A 419-nucleotide genomic window follows, 5' to 3' on the forward strand; every position below is an offset into this window, starting at 1 on the left:
CTATTGGTGTCGAAGGATTGCCACGTCTTGGCGACCCTGCCCTTACCGCCGCACTCCTGCAACAAGGGGCGCATTTTGAAGGGCATTTGGCGCTCAGCCAAGGAGCCATTCTAACGGGCCTTATTTGGGGGGCGATTGTTGCAAGCGTTATTGATGGCAATTTCCGCAATGCTGGTGGTTTCGCGTTGGCCGCTTTCGGAATGTCGCTGGTTGGGATCATTCATGCGGCGAGTCTGCATATGCCAGACTTCAACGCTGTTAGCATGGGCTATTTGATCGCGGCCGTGTTCTTGTATGTTTACCCGATTTTCCACAAGGAAGACGCGTTGCAAAACGAGAACTTGCCGATGGATGAGCCCCAAGCGACTCCTGGCGAATAAACCATAAACAGGGCAGGGGGCGGGCTTACCTGACCCCTG

Annotated in this window: 1 pseudogene; it reads left to right on the forward strand. The window is 54.7% G+C overall.

From position 1 onward, the window contains the following. Positions 1-380: pseudogene (locus AB9F27_RS22095) on the forward strand (xanthine/uracil/vitamin C permease); the annotation flags it as partial. Between the last annotated feature and the right edge of the window lie 39 nt (positions 381-419).

The organism is Falsihalocynthiibacter sp. CO-5D18 (assembly GCF_041205445.1).
GTDB lineage: Bacteria > Pseudomonadota > Alphaproteobacteria > Rhodobacterales > Rhodobacteraceae > Falsihalocynthiibacter > Falsihalocynthiibacter arcticus.